The 22,146-nt window shown below is 46.7% G+C and carries 21 protein-coding genes; 10 read left to right on the top strand and 11 right to left on the bottom strand.

The window, feature by feature from the left end:
* Window position 1: 1 nt before the first annotated feature.
* From BWX39_RS11690 to BWX39_RS11645, 8 genes are all read right to left on the bottom strand, one after another.
* A complete protein-coding gene (locus tag BWX39_RS11690; protein WP_028905994.1) occupies window positions 2-2,419 on the bottom strand; it encodes an efflux RND transporter permease subunit in 2,418 nt (805 codons plus the stop codon).
* A 256-nt stretch (window positions 2,420-2,675) separates the two neighbouring features.
* Window positions 2,676-4,403, bottom strand: a complete 1,728-nt coding sequence (locus BWX39_RS11685; RefSeq protein WP_028905993.1) for an ABC transporter ATP-binding protein — start codon at window positions 4,401-4,403, stop codon at window positions 2,676-2,678.
* Between the two features lie 25 nt (window positions 4,404-4,428).
* Window positions 4,429-6,183 (bottom strand): ABC transporter ATP-binding protein, encoded by a 1,755-nt coding sequence (locus BWX39_RS11680; RefSeq protein WP_028905992.1) that lies wholly within the window; start codon window positions 6,181-6,183, stop codon window positions 4,429-4,431.
* Window positions 6,184-6,215: 32 nt separating this feature from the next.
* On the bottom strand, window positions 6,216-6,830 hold the full coding sequence (locus BWX39_RS11675) for a TetR/AcrR family transcriptional regulator (protein ID WP_028910947.1): 615 nt from the start codon (window positions 6,828-6,830) through the stop codon (window positions 6,216-6,218).
* 757 nt (window positions 6,831-7,587) lie between these two features.
* Window positions 7,588-8,418, bottom strand: coding sequence for a peptidase (locus BWX39_RS11665; RefSeq protein WP_028905878.1), 831 nt, complete (start codon window positions 8,416-8,418; stop codon window positions 7,588-7,590).
* Window positions 8,419-9,387: 969 nt separating this feature from the next.
* Entirely contained in the window at window positions 9,388-12,207 is a 2,820-nt protein-coding gene (locus tag BWX39_RS11655; protein ID WP_028905877.1) for a M16 family metallopeptidase, read from the bottom strand.
* Window positions 12,208-12,446: 239 nt separating this feature from the next.
* Window positions 12,447-12,659, bottom strand: a complete 213-nt coding sequence (locus BWX39_RS11650) for a helix-turn-helix domain-containing protein (RefSeq protein WP_028905876.1) — start codon at window positions 12,657-12,659, stop codon at window positions 12,447-12,449.
* Between the two features lie 14 nt (window positions 12,660-12,673).
* Window positions 12,674-13,387: a DUF2975 domain-containing protein gene (locus BWX39_RS11645; protein WP_028905875.1), complete on the bottom strand. Its 714-nt coding sequence runs from the start codon at window positions 13,385-13,387 to the stop codon at window positions 12,674-12,676.
* Between the two features lie 319 nt (window positions 13,388-13,706).
* On the opposite strand from BWX39_RS11645, the gene BWX39_RS11640 reads away from it, so the two are divergent.
* The 8 genes from BWX39_RS11640 (at window position 13,707) to BWX39_RS12220 (ending at window position 18,603) form a co-directional block, all read left to right on the top strand.
* On the top strand, window positions 13,707-14,114 hold the full coding sequence (locus BWX39_RS11640) for an OsmC family protein (protein WP_028905874.1): 408 nt from the start codon (window positions 13,707-13,709) through the stop codon (window positions 14,112-14,114).
* Between the two features lie 595 nt (window positions 14,115-14,709).
* The gene (locus BWX39_RS11630; RefSeq protein ID WP_028905873.1) at window positions 14,710-14,934 is read left to right on the top strand and encodes a helix-turn-helix transcriptional regulator; all 225 of its coding nucleotides are present in this window, start codon (window positions 14,710-14,712) and stop codon (window positions 14,932-14,934) included.
* Window positions 14,935-14,939: 5 nt separating this feature from the next.
* The gene (locus tag BWX39_RS11625) at window positions 14,940-15,275 is read left to right on the top strand and encodes a HipA N-terminal domain-containing protein (RefSeq protein WP_028905872.1); all 336 of its coding nucleotides are present in this window, start codon (window positions 14,940-14,942) and stop codon (window positions 15,273-15,275) included.
* Entirely contained in the window at window positions 15,272-16,219 is a 948-nt protein-coding gene (locus BWX39_RS11620) for a HipA domain-containing protein (protein WP_028905871.1), read from the top strand. The genes BWX39_RS11625 and BWX39_RS11620 overlap by 4 nt, the downstream gene beginning before the upstream one ends.
* Before the next feature lie 266 nt (window positions 16,220-16,485).
* Window positions 16,486-16,971, top strand: coding sequence for a thioredoxin (gene trxA, locus BWX39_RS11615; protein WP_028905870.1), 486 nt, complete (start codon window positions 16,486-16,488; stop codon window positions 16,969-16,971).
* 19 nt (window positions 16,972-16,990) lie between these two features.
* Window positions 16,991-17,350 carry a MarR family winged helix-turn-helix transcriptional regulator gene (locus BWX39_RS11610; RefSeq protein ID WP_014708726.1) on the top strand — a complete coding sequence of 120 codons (360 nt, stop codon included), beginning with the start codon at window positions 16,991-16,993 and terminating at the stop codon, window positions 17,348-17,350.
* 290 nt (window positions 17,351-17,640) lie between these two features.
* A complete protein-coding gene (locus BWX39_RS11605; protein ID WP_036860690.1) occupies window positions 17,641-18,072 on the top strand; it encodes a Fur family transcriptional regulator in 432 nt (143 codons plus the stop codon).
* Between the two features lie 192 nt (window positions 18,073-18,264).
* Window positions 18,265-18,603 carry a hypothetical protein gene (locus BWX39_RS12220; RefSeq protein ID WP_028905868.1) on the top strand — a complete coding sequence of 113 codons (339 nt, stop codon included), beginning with the start codon at window positions 18,265-18,267 and terminating at the stop codon, window positions 18,601-18,603.
* 98 nt (window positions 18,604-18,701) lie between these two features.
* Here BWX39_RS12220 and BWX39_RS12215 read toward each other — a convergent pair whose 3' ends face one another.
* From BWX39_RS12215 to BWX39_RS11590, 3 genes are all read right to left on the bottom strand, one after another.
* Window positions 18,702-18,794, bottom strand: coding sequence for a smalltalk protein (locus tag BWX39_RS12215; RefSeq protein WP_154650391.1), 93 nt, complete (start codon window positions 18,792-18,794; stop codon window positions 18,702-18,704).
* A 104-nt stretch (window positions 18,795-18,898) separates the two neighbouring features.
* Window positions 18,899-19,369, bottom strand: coding sequence for an HU family DNA-binding protein (locus BWX39_RS11595; protein WP_028905867.1), 471 nt, complete (start codon window positions 19,367-19,369; stop codon window positions 18,899-18,901).
* Window positions 19,370-19,546: 177 nt separating this feature from the next.
* Window positions 19,547-19,981 (bottom strand): D-Ala-D-Ala carboxypeptidase family metallohydrolase, encoded by a 435-nt coding sequence (locus BWX39_RS11590; RefSeq protein ID WP_028905866.1) that lies wholly within the window; start codon window positions 19,979-19,981, stop codon window positions 19,547-19,549.
* An 861-nt stretch (window positions 19,982-20,842) separates the two neighbouring features.
* Between BWX39_RS11590 and BWX39_RS11580 the strand changes: the two genes are divergently transcribed.
* Both BWX39_RS11580 and BWX39_RS11575 read left to right on the top strand, forming a co-directional pair.
* Complete coding sequence (locus BWX39_RS11580; RefSeq protein WP_028905865.1) at window positions 20,843-21,430, top strand: hypothetical protein; 588 nt, start codon at window positions 20,843-20,845, stop codon at window positions 21,428-21,430.
* Window position 21,431: 1 nt separating this feature from the next.
* Window positions 21,432-21,767, top strand: coding sequence for a hypothetical protein (locus tag BWX39_RS11575; RefSeq protein ID WP_028905864.1), 336 nt, complete (start codon window positions 21,432-21,434; stop codon window positions 21,765-21,767).
* Window positions 21,768-22,146: the final 379 nt, after the last annotated feature.

Below are 22,146 nucleotides of genomic sequence, written 5' to 3'. Positions count from 1 at the left end.
TTTATGGTGTTTTGTTATTACTAAGGAAGTTCGTTTGTCGTTCCTTGGGAAGTTCATTTACCGCTTCCGAGGAAGTCCGCTTATCATTCCCGAATACACGGAGATACTTGAAAAGAATTGGCGCGAGAAAGAGGTCTGCCAGCAGTGCCGACATCATACCGGCCACAGCCAGAATGCCCCAATTGCGCATCTGTGTGCCGTCGGAGAAGACGAAGCCCGTAAACGTGGCCGAGATGACGACTGTGGACATGACGATGGCGAGTCCTTCGGTGCGGAAAGTTCGGTTGATGGCTTCTGCATAATTGCCGCACCTATCATATGCCACATGGCTGTGGTTGATGAAATGAATGGTGTCGTCGACGGCAATACCCAAGACCATCGGAATGAGCGAGGCTGTCATCATATCGAGCGGATAGCCCAACCAACCCATCATACCGCCCACGATGATGGCGGGGGCAATATTCGGTATCATCCCAACGAGCCCCACTTTCCAGTTGCCGAAGACAAGCACGAGGATAACGCCTATGACCAATACCGACAACAGCATCGACCACATCTGCCCGCGCTCCACATACTGCTGCATCACGGTGAACTGCGGTATGCTGCCTACCACCGAGACGTGTGCGCCGGGAAAGAGCTTGCGCGCCTCCGCCTGCAAGTCGTTCATTTCCTTTTCCGCCTCGTTGGAGTTGTAGTCTTTCATCTCCAACTGCAACCGCAGCCGCTTGTAGTCGTAATCCATCCAGTATTCCGATTCCGTACCGCCCGCATTCTCATAGAGCAACAGCAACTGCGCCACCATATCGGCATTGTCGGGAATACGGTAGAACTGCTGCTTGTTGCCGTTGAGCGTACAGTTCATATCTTTCACGATGTCGGTGATGGAATTGTGGCGTTTCGTCAGCTTGTAGCCACCCGCAATCTCTGCCAGTCGGTCGAGTTTCTGCAAATTCTCCGGCTTCTTGGCGTCGTTGTCGTGCGGCAAGGTAATCATAAGATCGTAGGAATAAATCGAACCGAGGTCGGTTTCGCAGAGGTCGAGGAATTTCTTTACGTAGGGAATCTTCCGCCCCATCGTCTTTTCGATGTCGAACGCCGGCTCGATGGAGAAGAGTCCGATACCGCAGAAGATAGTCAGCACAACCGACGAAACGACAATGGAACGATGGTTGCGTATCACGAAACTGCCGAACTGTTCGAATCGTTTGCCGATATATCCTTCAAAACTCTTCGACATATCGGCGGCAGGCTCGCGGTCCTTGCCGAACGACAATAGGATGGGTGTGAGCAGCAGGCAGGTGAGCAGCACGGCAAGCAGACAGAGCGAGGTGTTGATGCCGATGGCTCGCATCGGTACTATCTTCATTGACAGGAACGTCATCATGGCAGCCACGGTGGTAAGTCCCGACAGCAACACGCCCCAACCGGTTTCGCCTACGGCTTCCTTGATTGATTCCCTGCGCTTGCCTGTTTCAACAAACTGCGTCTTGAAGAAATTGTACAGGTGAATGTTATAGGCGATGGAGCAGGCAAAAGTCAGTATCACGGCTATCATTGTCGTGGTCATGTCAATGTAAATGCCCGTCCAGCCGATGATGCCGAAACTGATGAGCAGTCCGAACACGGACGTGAGCAGTGGTGCAACAACGCCGCGCAGCGAACGGGTTACGATGAACATCACAACGATGGAGATGATGAAGGCAAAGAGGAACAGCCGCCCCAGTTCGCTTTTGAGATAAACGAATTTCTCGTAGCCCAGATAGGGCATTCCCGCGGCGTTGGGCGACAGTTCGGCGTATTTCGCCTTGCCGATGATGTGTCCCGCTTCTTTGCCCGTAATCATATCGGGCGCAATGTCGCTCGTCTTCTTCCACACGCTGTCTTCGGGGAACGGCCGCAGTTTCACCATAATCCACGTCATCGTGCCGTCGTTTGACACCATCTTCTTTGCCAAATACGGTTTGCTGTACGCTTTCTGCCGGATTACATTCAGCGAAGCGGCATCAGACGGAATCTCGTCGGGGACAATCTGTTCGATGGTCATACCCTCCTCCGTACCTACGGCAAACTCAATATCGGTGAGCGACGTTACCTTGTCGGCATACGACAGGCTGTCTTTCAGTTCGTTGCTCAGTTCGCGAATGAGCGTCAGGCTGCGTTGGGAGAAGATGTCCTTGTTTTTCACCAGCACCGCCACATAGTAGTCGTTGCCGAAGATAGACTTGAACTCGTTGGTCTTGAGCAGCATCGGGTCGTCGCTCACGAAATAGTCGTCGAACGAAGTTTTCATCACGATGCGCTTCGCTCCCACAAACGAGAAGGCGACGATGACTGCGAACAACGCACCGACCACAAGACGGTGGCAGAGTATCCAGTCTGCCAACTGCTTGAATTTACTGTTGATTTTTACGATTTTCATTGTTGTTTTATCTTTGTTGTTATTACTATTTCTGACCGGTTGTTATTACTACCTCAGAACGGTCGCCAGAAACCTTTAATACTTATGTCATTGGATCAATTTGTCCAACTAATTAGACTAATTTGTCCAGCTCATTGGACTTGTCTGTCCAACTTATTGGATAAACGCGTCCAATTTGCACGGTCGCCATACGCGTCGTAAGCCATAGGCTGTTGCTGTTTGCCATAATCCTTTGCGAGCGATTGGTGTAGAGGTATTATTGCCGTTTTTCCTGTTGCAGACGAACCATGTGTGCGAACTCGCCGTTGCGAGCCAACAGCTCGTCGGGCGTGCCCTGTTCGCTCACCGTACCGCCGCTAAGCACCACGATGTGGTCGGCATTGCGGACGGTGCGCATACGGTGGGCGATGATGATGACGGTTTTGTTGCGCACCAGTTCGGAGATGCCCGCTTGTATTTTCGTCTCGTTCTCGGCGTCAAGGCTTGCGGTGGCTTCGTCGAGAAGTATGATTGGGGCATTCTTCAGCAGGGCGCGGGCAATGGAAATGCGCTGCCGCTCGCCACCCGAAAGGGTTTCGCCGTTTTCGCCGATAACGGTATCGTAACCTTGCGGCATTCGACTGATGAAGTCGTCGCACTGCGCCAGTCGGGCAACGTGGCGCACTTCCTCGTCGGTAGCGTTGCGCTTGCCGATTCGGATATTGTCGGCAATAGAGGCATTGAACAGCAATACGTCTTGAAAAACAATGGAATAATGTTTCAGCAGAGTTTCGGGGTCAATCTTCGAGATGTTGTTTCCACCCACAAGAATTTGTCCTTCGGCAATGTCCCAAAAGCGTGCGGCGAGCTTGGCAGTAGTACTTTTGCCCCCACCCGACGGTCCCACGAGGGCGGTAACGGTGCCTTGGCGTGCCGTGAACGAGACATTGTGCAGCACTTGCTTCTCGGTTTCGTAGGCAAAACTTACGTTGCGGAACTCGATGTCGTAGTTTTCGAGTTGTACGGCTGCACTTCCCTCCTGCGTGGGCATACCTTCTATTTCCTTCATACGGTTGATGCGCACATCGAGAAAGGAGAGAAGGGCAAGGTAGTTGCACACTTCGATAATGGGATTGTAGACCATTGCCGATGCCAAGAGGTAAGCCAAGTAGGTGAATACCGACACTTCGCCCTGCTGCAACAGCCACGCTCCCACCAATATAACGGTGGGCATGCCGAGTTTGAGCAGCATTCCGGCGAGGTTGAGGAAGACTCCTGCCACGAGTTCGCCACGCACCAGCTCGTGTTCGTAGCCCTTCAGCCGCTTGTCGAAGCTGCGGCAGTATGCCTGTTCGCCACTGTACGACCTTATTTCCTGCATACATTCCAGCCCTTCCTGTATCTGTTCGGTTACGCCACGCTTCACTTTATAGTGCTGAACGAAGGCTTTGTGGAGCTGACGGCGCGACAGCAACAGTACGGTTACGGCGAGCGGAACAACCCAAAAGAGGGCTAAAGCCAGGTGCCAGTTGTAGGAGAACATGCCCACGCCGATGATGACGACGCTCAGAGCCGACGCAAACAGCTGGGGAACAGCGTGCGAGAAGGTTTGCTCGAGCATCGTGCAGTCTTCCATCACGGTAGAGGTGAGGTCGGAAAGGTTGCGTTCGCCGAAGAAAGCGAGGGGCAGTCGGCGCAGTTTTTCCGCCACTCCGATGCGGCGTTGCGCACTCTCGTTGTAGACGGTGGTGTAGGTGCTGTCGTACTGTCGGAGGGCTATGAAGAACATAAACACTGCCAAGAGCACTGCCACAAGCACATAGAACCACAGCGTGTGCGGCTCGGTGGAGGTCTTGGCGTCGATGTGTTCCATGAGGAAGAAGAACAAATAGGTGGGCGGCAGCATCAATGCGAGGTTCATCAATGTAGAGAAGGCGATGCCTTTCCGCAAGTCTTTCGCTCCTTTTTCGGTGAGGGCGAACCGTTGTTGAAGATATTTTATCATTGTCTTGTGTCCTTTCTGTTTAGGTTTATAGTTTCCATGCCACCGACTTTTGGTATTCGTTCCACATCTTATAATATAATGTGGCTTGCTCCATGAGCTGTTGGTGCGTGCCCTGTTCGGCTATTCTGCCCTTGTCCACCACGACAATGTTGTCGGCATCTTGCACGGTGGTCAGTCGGTGGGCTATCATGAGCACGGTTTTTCCGCAAGTCAGGTGGGCAAATGCCTGCCTGATAAGGTGCTCGTTTTCGGGGTCGGCAAAGGCAGTAGCCTCGTCGAGCACCACGATGGGCGCATCTTTCAGAATGGCACGGGCAAGCACTATGCGCTGTTGTTCGCCGCCAGAGAGGTATGTTCCCTCCGCTCCTATCACGGTGTTCAGTCCCTGTGGCAGCCGCTTGATGATTTCCCGACTCTGCGAGAGGTCTACGGCACGGTTCACCTGCTCGATGGTTGCATCGGGATTGCCGTAGCGTATGTTCTCCAAAATGGAGGTCTTGAACAGTCGGGTATTCTGAAACACGAACGACACGTTGCGCATCAGCATTGCCTTATCCATGTGCCGAACGTCCACACCGCCTATTCTCAAACTGCCTTCGCGCACGTCCCAGAAGCGTGGAATGAGCCTTGCGATGGTTGTCTTGCCGCTTCCAGACGCTCCAACCAACGCAACGGTCTTGCCTTGCGGTATGTCGAGGTCGATGTGGCTTACGGCATCGCGCTCCGCCGCTTCGTATCGGAACGACACATTGCGCAGACTGACGTTGAAGACTGTCGCTTTCTCGGGCTTGGAACTCTCTGGAAGCGGTGGCGTGGCGGTGAGTTTCTCCAATCGGTCTACTGCTTCGTTTGCCAGAAAGAGGTTCTGACTGAGGTGCATGGCTTTCATTACGTTGGCTGCAATGATGGGTGCGATGAGCACATACAGCACCATATCGGAAACGATGATGGCAGTTTCGCCGCCGTGCCCTATCAGTATGATGCCCGTAGGCACAAGCAGAAAGGCGAAAGCATTGATGGCTATGGTGTAGGCAGACATGGGCGTGCGCCACAGAAGGGTGTACCTGATGACGAGGTCGCGGTAGTTGATGATGCTGTCGTGAAAGCGTTTGAACGAGAACACCGTCTGTTGGAAGACCTTCACGACGGGTATTCCGCGCACGTATTCCACGGCTTCGGCACTCATTTTCTCCTGTGCGTCGAGGTACATACGCTGGAAATCGTTGTTCTTAGGGTTCATCATGTAGCCCATGATGCCGAAGGCGCACACTATCGGTACCATTGCGGCAATGCCCAACTGCCAGTCTACGGCAAGCAGAAGCACTATAATGCCTATCGGAGCCACCACGCTGCCTGCCACATCGGGCAGTATGTGTGCCACGAAAGTGTGGGTCTGGCTCGAATCTTCGTCTATTATCTTGCGCATGCGCCCCGTGTTCTGCGTGTCGAAAAAGCCCAACGGAACCCGCATCAGCCGTTCCATGGCAGTGCGCCGCATATTGGTTTCGATGCGGAAAGCGGAAAGATGCGAGAGCATGAGGGCGGCGAAATAGAGCAAAACATTCGCCACCGACACCACGAACGCCGCAATGGCATAGTCCCATACGGGCGTATCGGCAAGGTTTCCGTCGGCAGTGAGCAGCGTGCGCACCACCAACCACAGGAAAATAAAGGGTACGAGCGACAGCAGTCCGTTCACTGCCGACAGCACAACCGAGCAGGGCAGCAACGGCTTGCGCCCTCCCATGTAACGTCCTAAGCGTTTCAGTATTCTTATCATCTTCTTCTATATATGTTAAAAGGTTGTTATTTCTACGGTTTCATCAGCTCTCTCCACCCTGCCATACTGTAAGCGGCATACTGCTCGAGCGCACGGTTCACCTCGCTTTCGTCGTACTCCTCGTGCTCCACAAGCTCGCAGAAGATGTTCACCCACATAGAACTCGCAATGTGCAGGAAGAAGGGCGATATGTCGATGTTGATGTGCGGATAGCGCGCTTTCATCAGTCGCAGGTATTCAGTGCCTGCTTTCAGTTGGTGTTCAGCTATTCTCTCCTTGTACCCCGCAAGCGATGTGCCTTCGGCATTGAACAGCAACAGGCGCAGCTCGGGGCGGTAAAGCCTCACCATTCGCTTCATTGCGCCGATGTATTCGTTCTGGAAATCGAGTGCGTCGAACACCTCGATGCAGAGGTGCCGCTCCTCGTTGTGCGACAGAATGTAGCGGTTCAGCTCGTTGAGCAGTGGCCGCAGCACCTCACAGAACAGCTCGTCCTTGCTGCGGAAGTAGTTGTACACGTTGCCAGCAGCAATGCCTGCACGCCGCGCCACCGTGCGGATAGACGTGCTGCGTGCGCCGTGAGCGATGAATTCCTCGCGCGCCACGGCAACGATACGCTGCCGAATGTCGTCTTTCAGTTTCTGCATACGCCCATGAAAACTTTAAATAATGAACCAAGTTCTGTTTTGTTCATAAAAAAATCGCACCGTTTCGTAATCGAACGGTGCGATTGATTGAACGAGCCTATTTGCGCTCTTACTATATAAATATTGTGTATTCGCATAGCTGCAATGTTTATTTTGCAAAAGTAGCAAAGATATAAAAACGCCGCAATACCCAAAAATAAGTATTTTATAAAAACGTTATCGTTTTGTTGGGGGCGTGGTTTGCAACACTTCTTGGTATTGCAAAATATCTTTACAAACATTATTTTGCTTTACCTTTTATAACTCATTGATTATCAACAACTACGCTTTGGCATTCCAAAACCTATTGTTTGGCATTGCAAAAGCGTAGGTTTTGCAAGGTAAAAGCGGCTGTTTCGCATCGCAAAACCTACGCTTTTGGAAAACGGAAGAAAAACACCCGATTTTCTGTAAATATATTTCGTAGTCGTGGCAAGATAAAATGAGGTGTGTAAATAGTTATTTTGAGGTTCCAGACAAAGTAATGTAAGGGGAACATAGGGCGTGATTCAGCACGTTTCCACACCGAAGCTACCACCTTTTTCAGTGGATACCAGCTTGCAACATTGAGCATTAGCTCGTAAGAATCAGACCTTTATGCTCTCTTGCGGAGCTGTTGGGAGTGTGAGAACTCACGCCACTACTATCGTGTTAAATATTTAATGTGCAATACAAAGGGTAGCAGGCATACGATGTTTCGTACACCTGCGAACCTATTTTATTGCTTTACAACCTTCTTTCCGTTCACGATATAGATGCCCTTTGACAGGTTTTGCAGTTCGTCAGACAGGCGGACACCGCTGATTGTATAGTTGCCTTGTGCAGCGGTTGCCGTGGTTTGGGCAGTCGGTGTGGCAATGGCGGTTGCGTCTTTCGTAATCTCCACCTCGGTCTTTACAATCTCTCCGTTCAGGACAACGCCGTGCAATGAAGTGTCGAACGCTGCTCCTGCAGGCTTGGTGATGTTGCAACCTATCAGCGTGAGTGTTGCCAGGTCGCGGATAGAGCCTCCTTCTTTTCCCTCTGCTTCAACCTCAGCATTCTTGACGGTGAGGTTTTCCGTCGTGCCGTCGACTCCTGCAATGCCATAGGCTTCGCTATCAGCCTCCACGGTACAGTTTTCGATGGTGAGGTCGGTTGAAAAAACAAAGATGGCACAGTCTTTTTCGCTTTCTACTTTGAGCGTTCCTCCGCCATTAATGGTCATCGGATTTCTAAGCGTAATGGCTGCTTTATGTGCTTTCAGCTTGTTGATGCCGATGACTTTCAGCGTCATACCGTCTATTTTCGAATAGATTGCGTTGATGTTTCCTTCTGTAATTATCTCGGCATTCTGCAATGTAAGAACGTTGGCAGTGGGGTCGTAGCTCACTGTTCCACGTACACCTTCGATTACGGAGAGGTCGTTGCAGTTGGCAGAGGTTACCTTCCTGCCTGCAATTGCAAGGTCGTAAGCTACTTGTGCCTTCGTCGTTGTGGGCAGTGCAAACATTGCGACGAACAGTGCAACTGTGGCTGCATACACGTTCTTAAGTAAGTTTGGTTTCATTGTCAGTAGTGCCTCCCTGTTGAAACTCCTTTCGGAAGCAACGCCGTTTCGGAGACGTGGGCGTTTGATAAGTTAATGATAATGTGATTTAATATTGTTAGTTAATGTCTGATATTTTCGCAAAAATAACGCTTTTATTTCTTAATTCCAAGTATTTCGTAATATTTTTTTATTCTTTTGTTGCGCATCTGGGGTGTTTTGGGGCGTGGGTTGCAGTGTTTTTTAATTCTACAAATATCTTTGCAAATATTGTTTTGACTCGCCGTTTGTAACCCATTGATAATCAAGAAGTACGTTTTGGCGTACCAAAATCTATTGTTTTGCAAGGTAAAAGCGTAGGCTTTGCAAGGTAAAAGCAGCTCTGTTACACTGCAAAAGAGCCGCTTTCGCAACGCCAAAGTGCAGCTGCCGCTTTTTAAAGATTTTATTTTTACAAAGTTGGAGGGGGTTTGGGGTGTTTGCTTAAGGGGGTTCTAGATTTTCTAGGAGAACTAGAATCTCTAGAGAAAAACTAGATTTTCTAGATAAAAACAAGCACAAAAAAAGAGAATGCTCCGCTTTGCGGTGCATTCTCTATTTTTTCCGGGGGGCTGATACCGTCCAACGAGAGAACTTACAAAGTAAATGTGGACGGAAAACCGACCCAGAGACCACTTCAGGCTTCACAGTTTTCGGTGGCTCGTGCGCCCGTTGCTTCACAGTAAGGAGTACACTACTATCTAATCAAAACTATTAAAATACGTAATTCAAACTTATTAAAGCCCTCGAAAACAGCTTTGCTGTAACGAGGAAATATCTGTTAGACATATTCCTGCAAAAACTATGCCACGGCAGATTTGTGTAAATCTGTCATACATCTTGTGGCTTCTTGCTGTCGGAATCTGTCTTGATCGTTCTTTTTATGAAGCGAGGCGACTCCTCGAAGACAGCTTTGCTGTGGCGAGGAGTTGCCTTTTTGTTGTTGGTTTCTTACTTCTCGAGCTTCTCTGCGTTCATTATTACCTGAACGTGGTTGCCTGATTTCAGTACGGTCTTGGCGATGTTGCCGAGTGTCTTAGGCGACATTGCCTTCATTACAGCGTCGAAGCCGTTTGCCTTGTCGATGCCGTAGGTAGCGTAATCTGAAAGTACGTCGAGCCAGTAGCTGTTCAGTTTCACAGCGTCAGTGTGGTTCTTGTAGATTGCTTCCTTCGCACGTGCAACGTCGTCGTCGGTTACCTTTGTCTGTGCATCGAAGATAATCTCCTTTGCAAGCTTCTCGGCAATGGCTGTCTTCTCTGGGTTGGTAGCCAGTTCGCAACCGATTGTGATGTAGCTGCCAGTCAGGTCGTTCTCAAGACTTACTCTTGGCATTGGTGTGTAAACAGCACTTTCCTTCTCGCGGATAATCTCGAACATCTTGTTCCACAAGTACTGGCTCAATGCTTTTGAGTTGAGCAGGTTGTCGAGCGTGTATGGCACCTTCTCTGAACGGTAGGTGTCGATAATCTTACTCTGTGGGTTCGACATCTTGAAGCTGAAGCTCTTCTGTACCTTACCCTTTGTATAGTTGCGCATATCGACAAGTTCTGCCTTCTTCTTGCTTGATGGAAGCGAAGCGATATACTTCTCGATGAGTGGGCGAATGGTTGCTTCGTCGAAGCTACCAACGAAGGTGAAGGTAAATTCGCCTGCGTTGTTGAAGAGTTGGCGATAGAGTTCGAGTGCGCGGTCGTAGTCGAGGTTGTCAAAATCCTTAACGTCTGGAGAGAGCGCATCGAGCTGCTTGTTGTGGTTGTAGTAAGCCACAGAGTCCTGCATCACCACTTCTGGCTTGGTTGCCTTGCTCTCAAACTGACCCTTCATGTACTGCATGATGAGCTTGTAGTAAGCCTCGTCCTTCTTCACATCGGTGAAGCTGAGGTTTATCATCTGCATCAATGTTTCAATATTCTCGTTCACGGTAGAACCGCTGAGGTAGTGAAGGTCGTTGCTGATGCCTGCTTCTACAGCGGTCATCTTTGTCTGTGCCATATTGGCAAGGTCGTTAATGCCCTTTGTTCCGAGTCCGTGTATGCCTGCAGCATCGTCCCAGAGTCTGCGCATAGCGAGGTTTTCTTTCTTGCCGATGCTCTTTCCGCCCGCTGCGGTAGCCATCATGAGTATTTCGTTTGCCTTGAGGTCGGTCTTCTTCAAGATAACCTTTGCACCGTTAGAGAGTGTCAGCTCTTTCGCGCCGAACTGCTTCAATGGCTTTTCGCTTACTATCTTGCCTGCCTTAGGCTCCTTCAGCATCATTGGTTCTTCCTTCGTATTGTCTACGTAAGCTTCTACCTTCTCGGCACGTGCAGCATTAACAATAGCTGGGAGTTCAGCCTTTGTGAAGCCTGTCTTGCCGTCTTTCTCCTGAAGAATTACGCTGATGGCGAAGTTCTTCTCGTCTGTGTTGATGATGCTCTTAGCCAATTCGTTGATGTTTGCGAGTGGCAACATTGGTAGAATCTGGCTATACATCTCGTATGTCTGCTCGATGGTGCTGTAAGGTTCGCCTTCGAGGAAGTTCTTGATGAGCTTCTGTGCGTATGCATCGTTGGTTATGGTAGCACGGTTGTTGTAGACGTTGTCGAGCGAAGCCTTGTAAGCCTCTTTTGCGTGCTTGAATTCAGACTCGGTGAAGCCGAACTGTCCGATGCGGTTCATTTCGCGGATAATCTGCGCCATTGCTTCCTTTTCCTTGCCAGGCTTTGGCACTGCTATGACGGTTTCAGCATCGCGGGTGAGCGTATGGCCTGCATAGCCTTCCATAGAAGCCTGTGCGAACGTGATGTTTGATTCGGGAGCCTGTGCTATTTTCTGCATGCGGTTGTTGAACATGAGGTTCACGAGGCTGTACATTGGCGAGAGATAAAGGTATGGGAGAGCCACTTTCTCTTCTGGAGCGATGTAGTCTGTCTTGCGATAGAGCTGGAAAAGCTCCTGCGAAACTTCCTGATGACTGCCGAAAGCATAGAGCGTCTTCTCGTTGTCGTCCACCATTACAGGTGTAGCCTTGGTAGCTTCCTTCGCTGGTTTCAGTCCGCTGAACAAACGCTTGATGCTTGCTTCTATCTTTGCAGGGTCGATGTCGCCCACCACAACAATTGCCTGGTTGCCTGGGAAGTACCACTTGCGGTAGTAAGCACGCAGTGTTTCGGGGTTGCACTTGTCGATAACGTCCATGCTGCCGATAACTGTGCGGCGGCCGTAGATGCTGTTAGGGAACAGGTCGGCATTGGCAGCGCGGAGCAAGCGTTGTATGGCGTTGTGGCCACGATACTCGTTGTGCACTACGTCGCGCTCAGTTTCAATCTGGTCGGCTGTGAGTGTAAGACCCTGAGACCAGTCGCTCAGCACGAGCAAACAAGAGTCTACCTGTGCCGTACGGTTGGCAGCGATGCCTGTAAGGAAGTAAACAGTGTGGTCGGCTGTGGTGTAAGCATTCCAGCCACCGCCTGTCTTGTCCATGAACTTAACGACAGAGTCGTCTGGGAAGTTCTTTGAACCGTTGAAAGCCATGTGCTCCAACAAGTGTGCGAGTCCGTCTTGGTCGTCGCGTTCCTGAACTGCACCAACCTTGTGGGCAATGTAGAAGTTCACCTTGCCTTCAGGATAGTTGTTCTTACGAATGTAGTAGGTCAGTCCGTTGTCGAGATGTCCTACCTTGACAGCTTCGTCCACAGGAGCCTTAGGCATATCTGCCATTTCGTTCTGTGCTGTTGCGCTGGTGGCAAATAGCACGAGCGCAGCCATAAAGATGTTTCTGATTCTCATTTGATTTTAGTTTATTGTTAAATTGTTTGTTGTCTTTTCTTTCTCGTCTGCTATGTTTTGTTTGCTTCGTAGCGTTTGTCGAATGTCGTCCGTAGCGTGCAGTCGTGCAAAAGGAATAAGCCTTGACGAGAGCGGAAGTGTTCCGCTCTCGCTGCGGCAACCTCAGATTTGCTTAACTACATAATTTAATCTACAAACTATTATTTACTTTTTTACATTTATCTTTCTTGTTTCCTGCGCTATTCCTGCTCGCCTTCGCTGTATTCGAGAATGTCGCCTGGCTGGCAGTTCAATGCCTCGCAGATGGCGTTGAGCGTGGTGAAGCGTATGGCTTTGGCTTTCCCCGTCTTCAGAACAGAGAGGTTGGCAAGGGTGATATTCACCTTTTCGGAAAGTTCGTTGAGCGACATTTTCCGCTTCGCCATCATGACGTCAAGGTTTACTACTATCATCTTTGTTCCTTTCCTTACACTGTTAATTGGTTTTCTTCTCGCATTCTTACACCGATGGCGAATATTTCATAGATTATGAAAATGAAGGGGATTTCAAACAATCCGTTAGGGAAGTCGAGCGAACCGGCAATGTCTATGGTCTGCCCGGCAAGGCTGAACGATTGCTGTATGAAGTACACTTCAACCAAGGTGATGCCCCACCATATTATATAATAGGCGAGTATGGAGAACGCCATTATGCGTATCAGCTTTAAATTGCGCATCAGGAAGATGTTCTCTGAATTGCGGAAGCGGGCTATCAGCTTGAACGACAGAACCAATACCGTTATCAAGAGTACCACCATAACGAAGTAGCACAAGGACTTTACCGCAATGAAATAGCGTGGCGACTGGTAGTTCACGTCTGCTGTGCGTATCCATACCTTCGCTGGCTTGCCTGTTTTCTGATTGACAAAGGTAGCAGGTTCGGCGTTTAAATCCGCCTTGAACGAGATAGTAGCGGCTCTTGCCCATGCCTCGCTCTCGTCCCTTTCCTGCATCAATTTCTTGTATTCCTCCGAATTTGCATAGTTCTTATCGTTCCGTATCTTCGCTTCTATGTCCGCACTTCGCACACCAGCAGTGAAACCGCTGACCATATCCTTGCTCACAGCATAGAACGAATAGAGTATAACGGCAGACATAATACACAGCAAGATGGTGCAATAGAGATTCAGTCGCTTGTTCATAGCTCTCTTTTTTATTTTCTATATATAATAGGTGTAACTGCAATGTGGCAACAACACCTTCCTTTCACGTTGCAAATATAGATAGAATATTTTTAAGTTCCAAATAAAAAACGACAATTATTTATTGTTTAACAATAATTTTATATTAAGTAAGGGAAAAGGTTATCTATATTTCAACATCATCGAGCATCGGCATTGAGCATTCTTCTGCTCCACGAAAAACTTAAAAAGCGTTTAATTGTAATAATTACAGTATATTTGTTTGCAGTATGAAATAAAAGTATTATCTTTGCCAATGGAAAATAAAAAAAGATTAAACATGGAAAAATCAATTGTAAAATACTTAGGTAACTTCAGAGTAGAAGCTACTTACGAGACATCAGGACAGACCCTTACAACCGACGCAGGCAAAGTATCAGGCGGTTTGGGTGAGTACGCAACACCAGCAGACATCTTGGCGCAGTCGCTCGCAGCGTGTGCCTTGACCACCATCGCTATGCGTGCATTCCGCGAACACATCGACCTCACAGGCACATACGCCGTAGTGGGCGAGATTGCGGAGAACCCTGAAACGATGAAAATAGAAAGAATCGACATCGAATTCCACGTAAAGGGCAACCTCGACGAGAAGATGCGCAAGAAGGTTGAGCAATTTGCACACAAAGGTTGCTACGTAGGCAACTCGCTCACGACAGAGAAAAACTTCACTTTCGTGTACGAAGACTAAATCGAAAAAGACTGAAACAAAAAAGGTTGCAAATACTAAGACTAAAAATAAATTGAACTAAGATAAACAAAACATAATAAAGAGGAATTAAAAAAGAAGGGAGTTAAGGCAACTTAGCTCCCTTCTCCGTTTCCACCCTATCGTGCTGAAAACAACCCGTAGAAGTGTAATTATTTTTTACAAGCGTAACTGTCGCATAATCACCTCGCTATCAACGCATTGCAAAACCTATTGTTTTGCATTCCCAAAGCGACTCTTTTGCACGGTAAAAGCGTAGGTTTTGCATCGCAAAACAGCCGCTTTCGCAATGCCAAACCGAAATTCTCGTTTTTCTTACGAACTATCTTTACAAAATCAAGATTATGTTTAAGTTCTGCGTTAGAATTTATGGGAACCTTTTAAGGAATTAGATTCCTAAATTAAATCCGCTTCCCCTCGTGCGTTAGAAATACAATAAGCCACGCCTTTACGCATAGAATTGACCCCTTTAGGGTATAATTTAGTTAAACAATTATAAAATTATACCCGATGAGGACTTTTTATTTTGACACACTCAGATATTTCGTATATTTGTACCCGAAAGGGTGTAATAAGTATGGAACAGAATAAACTATCGCTCACCATCAAGCAACTGAGAAAGGAATATCGGCTGACACAGGAAGATTTGGCTTTCAAATCGGGAGTTGGTCTTCGATTTGTTCGCGAGATGGAACAAGGCAAACCCACATTGCGAATGGATAAGGTGAACCAAGTTCTCGAATTGTTTAATATGGAATTAGGTGCAATTCCCATTTCCAAAGAACAACCAATGAAGAAATAATAACGATGAGACAAGGACAAGTATATGTCAATGACAAGCTGGCAGGCATCATCACGGAAGATGAAACTGGCTATAGCTTCATTTATACGCAGGAGTATTTGGCAAGCAACCGCCCAACTCCTGTCAGCCTTACATTGCCTTTGCGCACCGAAGAGTATCGCAGCAATGTGCTGTTTTCCTTCTTCGACGGGCTCATTCCCGAGGGGTGGATGCTCAACATAGCAGAGCGCAATTGGAAAATCAACAGAAGAGACCGTATGGGACTGCTTCTCTCTTGCTGTCGGGACTGTATCGGCGACGTGAGTATCGTACCCATAGAACGGAAGGAGGAAGCAAGATGAGGAAATGTTTGTGCTGCTACAAGCCATTACACGCAGGAGAAGTGGACTACCATGCTCGCTGCGCTAAAAAGATGTTCGGCAGTTCTGTTGCTCCTGTGTTGCCATATACCCGTAAAGATATTAATGGTTTGGCGCAGATAGCGGTGAATCAGCGAACCACGATAACAGGTGTTCAGGCTAAACTGTCCATGGATATTGAACACGATGGAGCGGGCAACCCACAGCGTCTGACAATTGTCGGCGTTATGGGAAGATATATACTGAAACCTCAAACCAAAAGATTCGAGCGGTTACCCGAGATAGAAGACCTTTCCATGCACTTGGCCGAAATAGCCAAAATACCGACCGTTCCACACGTACTCATTCGCTTTGCAGACGGGGAACTGAACTACATCACCCGTAGAATAGACAGAACCGCCGATGGAAGAAAACTTCCTATGGAGGATATGTGCCAACTTGCCGGTAAACTCACGGAACAGAAATATCAAGGAAGCTACGAAATGATAACACGCATCATTGACCAATATTCTAATGCATCGCAATTAGATAAGGTGAATTACTGGCAACAGGTTGTGTTCTCGTGGATTATCGGCAATGCCGACATGCACCTTAAAAACTTCTCTTTATATAGCCCTGACGAAGGAAAATACGTTCTATCGCCAACCTACGACCAAGTGTCTACAAAGATAATAATGCCAGAAAACACGGACGAAATGGCATTGGTGCTCAATGGATTTCAAAAGAAACTCCTCGTTTACGACTTCCGTGAAGCTATGTTGGCTACGGGTATATCTGAAGTTGTTACCAACAGAATCCTGTCAGGCTTTGCCAAACACAGAAACAAATGGACAGAATGTATAGACGCTTCATTTATCAGCGATGCACAGAAACAACAATATAAGGAACTAATAGACTGCCGATTGGAAACCTTAAGTAAAGAATAAGACTCCAAAACCTTCTCCCTGCTGGTATTTAAACGAATTTCTGTCATCATAAGTTAAATATAGTTACAGAATAATACTATTTCCATTGGAAATTTGTTTATACGAAACAGACGCCTTATCTTTGCATTAGTTTCCAACGGAAATATAAAAATGAGAGTTAGAAAACATACTGATGACAATTAATAATAGTAACAAAGACAAAAGGAAAGAAAGGAAGACAAAACAGGAAAGAGAAACAAAAGTGAAACCAAAACATTGATAGATAAATGAAAACAAGAATATTCATAGCCGTGGCAGCCGTGGCATTCACACTCAGCAGCTGCAACACATCGGCAAAAAACAAAACAGAAAACAACAAGCAGGAAGCTGCACAAACTAAAAAAGGAAACAAGATGAAGACAATAGAAATGAACGAAACAATGTTCAAGGAAAAGGTTATGGACTACGCAACCGCAGGCGACGCATGGAACTTCAAGGGCGACAAGCCTGCCATCATCGACTTCTATGCTACGTGGTGCGGCCCATGCAAAGCCACAGCCCCTATTCTCGAAGAGATTGCACAGGAGTACGACGGCAAGATTGACGTGTACAAGGTAGACGTAGACAAGAATCAGGAACTATCGGCACTGTTCAACATACGTTCCATACCATCGCTGCTGTTCGTACCAAAGGAAGGCAAGCCAACCATGTCGGTAGGTGCGCACCCAAAAGCCGAACTCGAACGAATGATAAAAGAAACTCTTTTGAAGTAAGGCAACACACGAAAAACGTATGGACAACAACTGCATACATAAGATGCACAACATCTTTCGCGCAGTAGTGGAATTTGAAAGAGCATTGGAAACCACATTCGGCATGAACATCAACGAACTCATGCTGCTGTGTATGCTCGCAAACAAGGAAAGCCTCCTCGCTGGCGAAATAGCCAACGAGATGGGGCTTACTCGTTCGAATGCCTCGAAAGTAATCGCTTCGCTCGAACGGAAAGGATACTTGGAACGCCGAACCTGCAAGCACGACAGCCGCTGCCAACGATGCAGCATCACGGCGCAAGGAAGGGAACAGATGGAGCACGTGAACTGCGAATCGTTTCCCGCACCGCCCAACCTCGCTGCCTTCATCAACCCATAAGTACAGGAACGCCGTGGCAAGGCTGCTCCAAAGGCTGAAGAAAGGGACATTCTCCCCCACTCTCGGCTATGCGGAAACATAGCAATACTGCCTCTCCAAAATTCCGAAACAAGAGGTTTCGCCCCCTGCCTGTAACAAGAATAAACGGTGTAAACCTTTCAAAAAACTCCTCTACAACCCTTATAGCCTACCTATTTTTAGGTAAGCAAGATACGTTTTTTCCCATTTTTATTTGGCGTTTTCGGCTTTTCTATGTATTTTTGCAGGCAAATTATTAAATACAAACCAGTATGTATATAGACCCAGCCTACCAAAAACTACTCGATTGTGGCATACGCCCATCATTGCAACGCATAGAAATTATGCGCTATTTGCAGACACACAAAACGCACCCCACTATCGACGACATATATGTAGAACTGAAAAAGCGTATCCCATCGGTAAGCCGCACCACCATATATAATACCCTCAGAATGTTCTCTGAAAAGGGTGGAGCACTTATGATTACCATCGACGAGCATCGTGTTTGCTACGATGGCTGCACCACACCGCACGCACACTTCTGCTGTAAAGAGTGCGGACACGTGTTCGACTTGCCCGATATGCAGCCCCCCGCACCGCAAAGCCCATCTATCGACGGCTTCCGCATAGACGATGCGCAGCTCTACTACAAAGGCATCTGCCCAGAATGTCTGGGTAAGAAAGCCGAAAACCTTTCCTAAAAGACGGAAAGACAGACAAAAAGATTTAACTATATAAATATATAAACTGCGACAAAAAAGTGAAAATATTTGTTAATTAGAGGCTTACGCCCACGTTTACGCCTCGATTAACAAGTAAAGTTACTTTTTTGTCGCAGTTGTTTTATAGTCTGTTTCCAAACAACTTCCCTATTTGTTGCCGCAATATGAAAAGTGCTTCAAACACAGCTTGTTACGCCTTACTTAAAAGAAAACGATACAATACAAAAGCAAGCCGCACAGCTATGTTTGAAGCTGAACCTGCCAGAACGCAGGCACCACAAAACCACTGAAAGGCAGAGAAAACGCCACCGCCACGCAGCCATCTTCCCTTTCCGTCGCCACCGACCTCCCAATGTGTCGCAACTCGCTGATATTCATTCCCTTTCTGTCGCACCAAACCTACTCGCTTGTCGGCTGCTTCTTCCACAAATGTCGGCTGCAACCTACTATCTTGTCGGCAGTTGTGCGCAGAACGCAGTCAATATCAAGCTGTTGCACACGCTTAAATAATCGGTACAATAGATTTAAAAATGATTCTCTAAAGCCTCCGACGGTAGTTTCGTCGTGCTTTTAAGCATTTTCTTCTTCGCCACGTTCGCCTCGCCTTCCTACATACACGAGCCCATTCCCAGCGTAGTGGCAATAGCCGAAAGCACCGAAAGGAAAAGCTGAACGATGAATTTCCATTTTTCTTTCTTCATAATTCCGTCATTCTAAAAGATTAATAAACTAATTCTCAACACATAAACGCTCGGCGGATAGAAGGAACGGATTCCGTTCCGCCCCCTCCGTTCGCCGCCGCTGCTTATGGGTGTGCCTGCTCGCCGCCAGTAGAGTCCTCGCCCTTCTTAGGCTTTGGCGCACCTGCATACTTGTCGAGCTCTTCCACCTTCAAACCCGTAACAAACTTCTTCACGCGCACCTTGTCGGCACCCACACGTGTTTCGGGCTGGAAAATAACGTGCGGACGCTTGATGTTCTTCGCCACCGAGAAGTCTTTCACCTCCTTCGCACCCGTAGAGCGAATGGCAATCTTGAATGCGCCGAACCCTTCGAGCTTCACACGCATACCATTCTTCAGGTTGTACGACATCTCGTTCACCAGCGCACTAATCACAGCCAAGATGTCTGCCTCGGTTACGGTACAGCGGTCGCTGATGCGTGCTGCAAGTTGCTTGGTTTCAATGGTGCCCGTATGTGCCGCACGTGCATACCAATAGCCGTTACGAGAGCTTGAACTGTTTTTCAACTGATACATTTTGTACTTGATAGACATAATACTTAAAAATTAAAAGGTTAATAAAAAAATGAATTTATAATGTAATTAAGGTTCTCTTCTTGTTTCCCGAACGATGCGTTTCCGTGCTACGACAATGCCCAAACAGCTATGCCACAGGTTGTTAAGCTTAACGAAAACGCCAAAAACAATCTTCCTAATATGTCGCCCGTAACACTACTTCTTCCGCCTGAAGGTTACGTGCAACCACCGTTTGCGCTTCGTTCCAAGCGGTTCCAGCAACACCTGCTGCACAGCAGAATGTTCCTCGAGAATGCGTCCGTAGCGCATCGCCATCGCCGTGTCCGACACATATATGTCGGCAGCCTCGCCCCGCAGGTGTTGCGAGTTCCACACTCCGCCCACCGCCTTGTTCAGCTTCTGGCAGCGGTAGCCACTCGTTATAATCACCCGCCCCACCCTTCGGCGCAGCGGTTCCAGCACCTCCGTGCACAGTGCCCGCAGATTTTCCACCACCTCCTCGTTCGTCAGTCCGTCTTCGGGGTGTGCGTCAGGCTCGTTCTCTATGCCCAATCGGATAGCCGTGCCCGACCGAAAGAACTCGCCCACCGTGAAATGTGGCGATAGATGTTCGTCAAAAGTTAATTTCATATTTTTGTCGTATTATATGTTTTTATAATTTTGTTTTTACATTCTCAAAGGTTTACGTATCTATATATATAAATAAGGTATGGCAGCCTCGCCGCCCTCAACGCTTCCCGCACCCCTTGTTCGTTTACGTTTGCAAAGGTACAACATCGAGAAACCCATATCAAGTATTCTGTGGGTAGTAAGCTGGGGAGTATTGGCATAGCGGTTTCGCACCCTCGCCGATGCGTCAAACCGCCCCCACCCTCTTGCCCCTACACCTTATTATATATAAGCAGAACACGCCACGAAGCTGTAAACATTTTTCGCACCCGCAACAATCGCATAACCACCTATGTACCAACACTTTACAAAACCTATTGTTTCGCATTGCAAAAGCGTAGGTTTTGCACGGTAAAAGCGGCTGTTTTGCAGCGCAAAACCTACGCTTTCGCATTGCCAAAATAAAGTTGTTATTTTCTTAATAAACTACCTTTACAAAATAAAAAGTGTTTCTTAACGTTAAATATACATATAAATAGATGATTTGCTAAAAGAAAACATGTCTTTTATAAATTAAAATATTATCTTTGTGTTCAGTTTCTAAATTACTATAATAATAACAACGCAAATTTAACGAAAAAGTTAGGGAAGTAAAACAACAAGTTTGGTTACCAAACAAGCGGTTAAATTAATAACTATAACTAGTTAATCCGTTGTACCAAACAGGACAAACATACACTATATATAAAAGAGTATCATACCATAATAGTACTGGATTTACGGTTATAGAAATATATTTAATTTCAACGAGGACATTTTATGACTTCATTGGAATTTAAAAGTCGTAATTGATTGGCACGCTTGTTGTAAAACTATTATTTTATGGAAAATAGTTGCAAGAATAACGAGTTAGAGAAGTACAGAGAAGCCATTGAACAGTATGCAAAGGAGAGAAAAAACAGTCTGATTCTCAATGGGGGAAACGAGCATGCACTGATTATCCTTGAAAATATATTCAAGAATGCAAAAAAAAAGATACGCATAGCTGCTGAGCAACTCTACAATGATGAAGTGGTGAATACACCTTGCTACATAGATAGTATGCGAAAGTTCCTAAATCGTGATAATACCGAGCTCTGCATTATTATTGCCCAAAAGCCACCACGATATGTTTGTAAAGAAGAAAATAGTTTTTATAATATGTTGTACAAACATTCTGCATACAAAGAGAATCGTATCAAGATAAAGGCAGAAATAAGATTTAAAGATAAGAAATCGCAAAACTTTGTCAATTTTTGTACAGGAGATGATAGTATGTACCGCTTTGAATACTCTGTGGAGAAGCGTAAAGCTTTAGCAAATTTCAATGATAAAACGAGGACAGAGCAGTTGAATAATTTATTCGACAAAAACTTTAATGAATTTCTTAATGACGACAAAGTATTAGACTTGGATCGGTTCTGCGAATAAGATGGATTGGATTGATAATTTCACTGCAATTATTCAATTGATGTGTGCTGTTAACTTCGGATTTATCGCAACATCTTATAATGAAAAGGTCTACAATATGTTCTTTAGACATCCACAATTAGTGGATCGCCCCTATAGAAAAATAGTGGATATAAATAGACTGGTCGTAAACTCTGAGACCTCTAAAGAAATGGTTCCAAAAGATTCGTCGTATGGGATTACTAATGAAGAGATTGAAGAAGTCAAGAAAGCATTAGAAGAGCTAAATGAAGCAAGAGAGAAATGGAACAAGGAAAGTTGCAATCTAAAAGATAAAATTAATAAGGAAAAAATATAAACAATGAATGGAATTTTTTCTTATTCATTAGCATATATGGAGTGATAGAAATGATTTTAATAGCACTAATACAAAGTTCTAAATATTCTTTCTTTCTTATATTCCTAGCAATTCTAAATACGGCAGTTTTTATCTATTCATTGGGTATAGCTTGGTTAATACGGAGTCACAAAATGGACGAGAGAAGTACTTACAGTTGCTTTATTGGAATGATATCCGTTTATGTGTGTTTTATTATGGCTACTATTATCTTCACATTGATTTATTTAATTTTTTTTGAACATACTAGCTATTTCTCATTACCGCCTATGTTTATTAACATCTGTCTATCAGAAGGTGTTATACTGCCATTTTTTCCTCTCTTCTTTCTCACCCTACA

This window comes from Prevotella intermedia ATCC 25611 = DSM 20706 (assembly GCF_001953955.1).
GTDB lineage: Bacteria > Bacteroidota > Bacteroidia > Bacteroidales > Bacteroidaceae > Prevotella > Prevotella intermedia.
Note: the sequence above shows the minus strand (reverse complement) of the source record. Positions and strands in the feature narration are given on the sequence as shown.

Bases quoted from the DNA above. Each gene is read 5' to 3' on its own strand.
- BWX39_RS11605 (WP_036860690.1), top strand. From the start codon at position 17,641: ATGTATATAGACCCAGCCTACCAAAAACTACTCGATTGTGGCATACGC.
- BWX39_RS11590 (WP_028905866.1), bottom strand. From the start codon at position 19,981: ATGAAATTAACTTTTGACGAACATCTATCGCCACATTTCACGGTGGGC.
- BWX39_RS11655 (WP_028905877.1), bottom strand. From the start codon at position 12,207: ATGAGAATCAGAAACATCTTTATGGCTGCGCTCGTGCTATTTGCCACC.
- BWX39_RS11690 (WP_028905994.1), bottom strand. From the start codon at position 2,419: ATGAAAATCGTAAAAATCAACAGTAAATTCAAGCAGTTGGCAGACTGG.
- BWX39_RS11675 (WP_028910947.1), bottom strand. From the start codon at position 6,830: ATGCAGAAACTGAAAGACGACATTCGGCAGCGTATCGTTGCCGTGGCG.
- BWX39_RS11685 (WP_028905993.1), bottom strand. From the start codon at position 4,403: ATGATAAAATATCTTCAACAACGGTTCGCCCTCACCGAAAAAGGAGCG.
- BWX39_RS12215 (WP_154650391.1), bottom strand. From the start codon at position 18,794: ATGAAGAAAGAAAAATGGAAATTCATCGTTCAGCTTTTCCTTTCGGTG.
- BWX39_RS11640 (WP_028905874.1), top strand. From the start codon at position 13,707: ATGGAAAAATCAATTGTAAAATACTTAGGTAACTTCAGAGTAGAAGCT.
- BWX39_RS11625 (WP_028905872.1), top strand. From the start codon at position 14,940: ATGAGACAAGGACAAGTATATGTCAATGACAAGCTGGCAGGCATCATC.
- BWX39_RS11580 (WP_028905865.1), top strand. From the start codon at position 20,843: ATGGAAAATAGTTGCAAGAATAACGAGTTAGAGAAGTACAGAGAAGCC.
- BWX39_RS11630 (WP_028905873.1), top strand. From the start codon at position 14,710: ATGGAACAGAATAAACTATCGCTCACCATCAAGCAACTGAGAAAGGAA.
- BWX39_RS11595 (WP_028905867.1), bottom strand. From the start codon at position 19,369: ATGTCTATCAAGTACAAAATGTATCAGTTGAAAAACAGTTCAAGCTCT.
- trxA (WP_028905870.1), top strand. From the start codon at position 16,486: ATGAAAACAAGAATATTCATAGCCGTGGCAGCCGTGGCATTCACACTC.
- BWX39_RS11645 (WP_028905875.1), bottom strand. From the start codon at position 13,387: ATGAACAAGCGACTGAATCTCTATTGCACCATCTTGCTGTGTATTATG.
- BWX39_RS11575 (WP_028905864.1), top strand. From the start codon at position 21,432: ATGGATTGGATTGATAATTTCACTGCAATTATTCAATTGATGTGTGCT.
- BWX39_RS11650 (WP_028905876.1), bottom strand. From the start codon at position 12,659: ATGATAGTAGTAAACCTTGACGTCATGATGGCGAAGCGGAAAATGTCG.
- BWX39_RS11620 (WP_028905871.1), top strand. From the start codon at position 15,272: ATGAGGAAATGTTTGTGCTGCTACAAGCCATTACACGCAGGAGAAGTG.
- BWX39_RS11610 (WP_014708726.1), top strand. From the start codon at position 16,991: ATGGACAACAACTGCATACATAAGATGCACAACATCTTTCGCGCAGTA.
- BWX39_RS11665 (WP_028905878.1), bottom strand. From the start codon at position 8,418: ATGAAACCAAACTTACTTAAGAACGTGTATGCAGCCACAGTTGCACTG.
- BWX39_RS11680 (WP_028905992.1), bottom strand. From the start codon at position 6,183: ATGATAAGAATACTGAAACGCTTAGGACGTTACATGGGAGGGCGCAAG.